The sequence below is a fragment of the Sphingobium sp. IP1 genome (genome assembly GCF_002708645.1).
Taxonomy (GTDB): Bacteria; Pseudomonadota; Alphaproteobacteria; order Sphingomonadales; family Sphingomonadaceae; genus Sphingobium; species Sphingobium yanoikuyae.
Genome location: NZ_NOIW01000191.1, coordinates 1 through 5,017 on the forward strand (window position 1 = coordinate 1; position 5,017 = coordinate 5,017).

The window sequence follows — 5,017 nt, forward strand, 5'->3', positions numbered from 1 at the left end:
ACGCCGGAATTGCGGCCGAACCCGGACACGGTGACGCCGGGTCTGCGTCCTGATCCGGACACGGTGACGCCGGGTCTGCGGCCCGATCCGGATACAGTGACGCCGGAATTGCATCCTGATCCCGAAATCGTCACGCCCGAATTGCGGCCGGTGCCCGTTCCCATCACGCCGGAGGAGCGGCCGGATCCCGACACAGTGACGCCGGAAGTCCGCCCGGACCCTGATACACCGACACCCGAATTGCGACCTGACCCCGATACGGTGACGCCGGGACTACGGCCTGATCCGGACACGGTGACGCCGGGCTTGCGACCCGATCCTGATACGGTGACGCCAGGTCTGCGTCCTGATCCTGATACGGTGACGCCGGGCTTGCGGCCCGATCCGGACACGGTGACGCCGGGACTGCGGCCCGATCCGGATACGGTGACGCCGGGCTTGCGACCCAATCCGGATACGGTGACACCGGGACTGCGGCCCGATCCGGATACGGTGACGCCGGGACTGCGACCCGATCCGGATACGGTGACGCCGGGTCTGCGGCCCGATCCTGATACGGTAACGCCGGGACTGCAGCCCGATCCGGATACGGTGACGCCGGGCTTGCGACCCGATCCCGATACAGTGACGCCGGGACTGCGCCCCAATCCGGACACGGTGACGCCGGGGTTGCGGCCCGATCCGGACGTGGGCGGGCCGACCGTGCGACCGATACAGCGGCCGCGCCCCGAGACGCTGCCGCCGATCGCTCCGCCCGGTGTCGCGCTGGGCCGTGACGAGCGGCGCCCGATGCTGATGACCGCCGATGAAGTCTGCCGGGCCGGGCGCGAGGGGCGGCTGAAAGGCGATCCGCAGCTTATTGAAAAGGCCTGCAGGATTGCGGCCAATGCCCGCCGGCGCTGGACCGCCTGGGCAGAATGGAACCATTCGACGCTGAAGGACGACCGTTCCGGTGCCCGGACCAGGGGCAGCGCGAACCAGTATAATATCGGCCTGGATCGCTGGATCGACAAGCGCACGGTTGCCGGCCTGGCCATCCAGTTCGGCAATTCGGATTATAAATCCTTCAATGGCGGCATGCGCCAGCAGGCCGATTCCATCACGGTGAAGCCCTATATGGTGCATCGGATGGCAAATTCGGATGTGGTGCTGGATGCCAGCATCGGCTTCAACTTCGGCGAATATGAACAGCATGTGCTGATGCTGTCGGGCAAGCATGACAGCTTCACCCTGTCGGGCACGGTCGGGATCAGCGCGCAGCGTCCGCTCGGCAGCTTCCTGCTGCGGCCCCGCCTGTCGTGGAGCTATGCCAGCATCTGGCACGACGATTATGTCCTGCAGGGCGAGGTGGGGGGTATCGACCTGCGCGTGCTGCAGGGCGATGCGCGCTATGATTATGGCGCGGTGGCGACGTCGCTGGAGATCAGCCGGCCGTTCCGATCGGATGATATGGTCATCACCCCCTATGTCGAGGGCGGCGTTGATTTTGCCTATCTGCGCCCCAATGGCGGCCGTGTCCTGGGGCCTGACCTGCGCCTGATCGCGACCACGCCTGCGGTGGGATCGGTCCGGTTCGGCACGCGCATCCAGTTGCGCGGCAATGTCGCGCTGATCGGGTCGGGCGAATATTACGGGATCGGATCGGGCGGCCTGTCGAGCTGGCAATGGCGGGCCAACCTGTCCTTCCGCTTCTAGCGCGGCGGGACGGGTTCCAGGCCTGCGGGCGATGGGAGCGGAAATGGCCGTCGCGCCGCAGGCATGGGGTATCGGCGCAAAAACACTGGCCAATCCGGTCCGGCTGCGGCACAGGCGAGGGGCATGAGCCTGCCCGATCCTTCCACCTTCATTGCCGAGGGCGCTTCCGCCGCGGTCTATCGGCTGGAGGGGGGGGAGGGTGCTCAAGCTGTTCCATGAGGGCGTCGACCCGTCGATCATTCGCCGCGAATATGTGACGGCAGAGATGATCCAGGCGACCGGCCTGCCGGCGGCGCGGCTGTTCGGCCGGTGCGAGACCGGCGGGCGGCAGGGCATCATCTATAGCGAGATACAGGGCCCCAACCTGCTCCATTATATCTGGCGCCATCCGCATCGGGTGGGCTGGGCGATGCGGGCGATGGCGCAGTTGCAGGCGCATATCCATCGACAGCCGGTGCCGATGCTGCGCAGCCGCAAGGCGATATTGACCGAGGATATCGAAATGGCGCCGATCGGCGCGCGGTTGCGTGCGGCGGCGATCGACCGGCTGGACCAGCTGGGCGAGGGCGACATGCTGTCGCATGGCGACCTGCATCCGGCCAATCTGATCGTCAGTGGCGAGGGGCTGGTGGCGATCGACTGGTCGAAGGCGGCGCGAGCGATGCCGGCGGCCGATGTGGTGCGCAGCGAGATGCTGATGCGCTTTGGTCCGGGACAAGCCAGTGGCTGGCTGGAGGGGCCGGTCCGCGATCTGGCCACGGCCCATTATGTCCGTTGTTACCGCCGGGCCGCGACGATGGATGGCGAGGCGCTGGCCGCCTGGCGGGCGCTGGTCGGCCTGGCCTGGATGCGCCATCGTCTGCCCGCCCGCGATGCGGCCTTTGGCGCCTATCTGGTCCGCGCACTGGAACGGGCGGGTTTGCCGGCGCTGGACGCCTGATCGCAGAGCGGATGTCGTTGGTGGGCCGTGGTGGACGGTTGGTCCATCGGCCATGCCATCGGGCGGAGGCCATGGGCCGATCATCGAACGGGCCGCGGCGACCGCCGACTTGTCGCTATTCTGACATGGAAACAGGCCAGAGAGCAGCGCGTTAAGCGACGGTTCACGGCCGATGGTGCCGTGTTGACGGTAACAGTTGAGACAAGATCTGGAGTGCCCGACAGCATCCGGATACGCCCCCGGCATTCCCTTGCGCCGGGGGCGTTTTCATGTCCGCTTGCCTTAAATCTCCGTAATTTCCCTTAGGGAATAGGCTGTCGTTTCGCAGACGAATGCCATTCGTCCGGTCGTTCGTCCCCGCAAATCCGCGCTTGGTCGATGGATCGGTCGTTGGCCGATGACGAGGGTTGCCGGTCGAAGCGGACGGGCGGCGAGAGGACCAGACGCGTACACAGGATGGGCGAACGGGATATGGCGCAACGCCCCCACAAGACCCCCGCCGAACCGTTCGCATCCGGCGCGTCGACGCCCCCTGACGACGCAGGCCGGATGCCATGACAGTTTTGAGGAGACACGCCATGTTCGCCACCGCCAAGATCATCACTGCCCTGAGTGCCGCCGCCGCCCTGCTGGCCGGTTCCGGCATCGCTTCGGCCGAGGAGTTCACGTCCAACGGCCGCACCACCGAGGTCCGCTTCGGTGACCTGGACCTCACGCGCCACGCCGACCAGCAGGAACTGCGCACCCGCATCTCCCGCGCGGCCAGCCGGGTCTGCTTTAGCACCGACATCAATACCATGAGCGCGTGCCGCGCGGCGGCGATCGCCCAGGTCGAGGCGCCGATCGCGACCGCCATCGCCCGCGCCCAGACCAACGAGCGCTATGCCGATGCCAAGGATGCCCGGCCTGTCGTCGGCAACTGACGCCTATCATCCCGCCAAGGGAGGGAGAGGGCCTGGCGCGAGCCGGGCCCTTTTTTGCGTGGGAAAAGGCCCGTCGCCCCGGCCATTCTCGGTATTTCTCCCGATGGCGGAGCCCCGGATTTGCGACGATCAGAAGGGACAGGCTCAAGGGGATAATGGTCATGCGCGCGCGTCTTCCCGGCACTTCGCCCGTCATCATGGCAACGCTGTTGGCCGGGGGGCTGTGTGCGCCCCATGCCTGGGCGCAGAGTACGGAATCGCTCTACGAACCGATCGGCCATCATAGTGGTGGCGACGTGCATGCGGTGGACGAGACGCCCCATTATATCATTCCCGATTTCGCGCCCGCCAAACCGGCCGACCCGAACAAGGAACAACCCTTCTTCAAGATCCGTCTCAGCCTGTCGCTGATCGGCGACTGGACCGATTTCAGCCAGGATGCGGTCAATGAAAGCCAGATCGGCCGGCAGGAGGACGAGTTTCAGGTGCGATCGGCGCGGCTCAGCCTGATCGGATCGGTCGGTGGCGATTATCGGGTGAGCTATCAGGTCAGCGGCGAATATAAGGGGTTCGACACCAACCCCGAGCAGAAATGGAAGCTGACCGATGCGTCGCTGACCTTTCCGCTGGGCAGCCGCACCAAGATGACGGTGGGCAAGACCAAGGAGACATTCTCGTACGAAATGGTCGGGGATTCGGCGAACCTGCCGCATAGCGAGCGCGTGCTGACGCCCTTTTTCACGTCGCGCAATTTCGGCGTCCGCTTCGTCCAGGTGCTGGGCGCGAACAAGGCGGCGACCTTTTCGGCGGGCGCCTACAAGGATAGCTGGGATTTCGGCAGCTCGACCGACCGTGGCTGGGACTATTCGGCGCGCATGACCGGGCTGATCTGGGACCGGCCGGATCATAATGAATTCCTGCATGTCGGCATGGCCTATCGCCATGCTGCGGCGGACGGCACGATCCGCTATAGCGGCCGGGCGGAAACCAATGTCGGCGACGTCGCGATCGACACCGGGAAATTCGCGGCGCAGAGCAGCGACGGCTTTGCCGGCGAGGCGCTGCTGAATGTCGGGCCGGTGTCGTTCCTGGGCGAATATATATTGAACCGCACCAATTCGCGCGAATTTCGCGACCCGGTCTTCCATGGCTGGTATGTCACCGGCAGCTGGATATTGACCGGCGAAACCCGGCCCTATGACCGCAATGTCGGCTATGCGCGGCGCGTCATTCCCAAGGGCCGCTGGGGCGCGCCCGAACTGGTGGCGCGCTATTCGGAAATGGACCTGGACGATAATGGCATCGAGGGCGGCCGCTTCAAGAAGACGATGCTGGGGCTCAACTGGTGGGCGACGACGCGCTGGAAATTCGGTGCGACCTGGGGCCACACCTGGCTCGACCGGTTCGGCGAGCGCGGCGAGAGCGACACGGTGCTGACCCGCATCCAGTGGATCTATTG

The 5,017-nt window shown here is 65.7% G+C and carries 4 protein-coding genes; all 4 read left to right on the forward strand.

Features of this window, described 5'->3' with window-relative positions; all coding sequences use genetic code 11:
- Positions 1–1,695 (forward strand): autotransporter domain-containing protein (locus CG471_RS28855; RefSeq protein WP_143560310.1); only part of this gene is annotated, 1,695 nt, incomplete at its 5' end.
- A gap of 199 nt (positions 1,696–1,894) precedes the next feature.
- Complete coding sequence (locus CG471_RS28860) at positions 1,895–2,635, forward strand: phosphotransferase (RefSeq protein WP_257211732.1); 741 nt, start codon at positions 1,895–1,897, stop codon at positions 2,633–2,635.
- A 578-nt stretch (positions 2,636–3,213) separates the two neighbouring features.
- Positions 3,214–3,558, forward strand: coding sequence for a UrcA family protein (locus CG471_RS28865; protein ID WP_004207717.1), 345 nt, complete (start codon positions 3,214–3,216; stop codon positions 3,556–3,558).
- A 161-nt stretch (positions 3,559–3,719) separates the two neighbouring features.
- On the forward strand, positions 3,720–5,017 hold a 1,298-nt coding region (locus CG471_RS28870), incomplete at its 3' end, for an OprO/OprP family phosphate-selective porin (protein ID WP_254792311.1).

Excerpts from the sequence above, each read along its gene's own strand:
- CG471_RS28865 (WP_004207717.1), top strand. The coding sequence starts at position 3,214 with ATGTTCGCCACCGCCAAGATCATCACTGCCCTGAGTGCCGCCGCCGCC.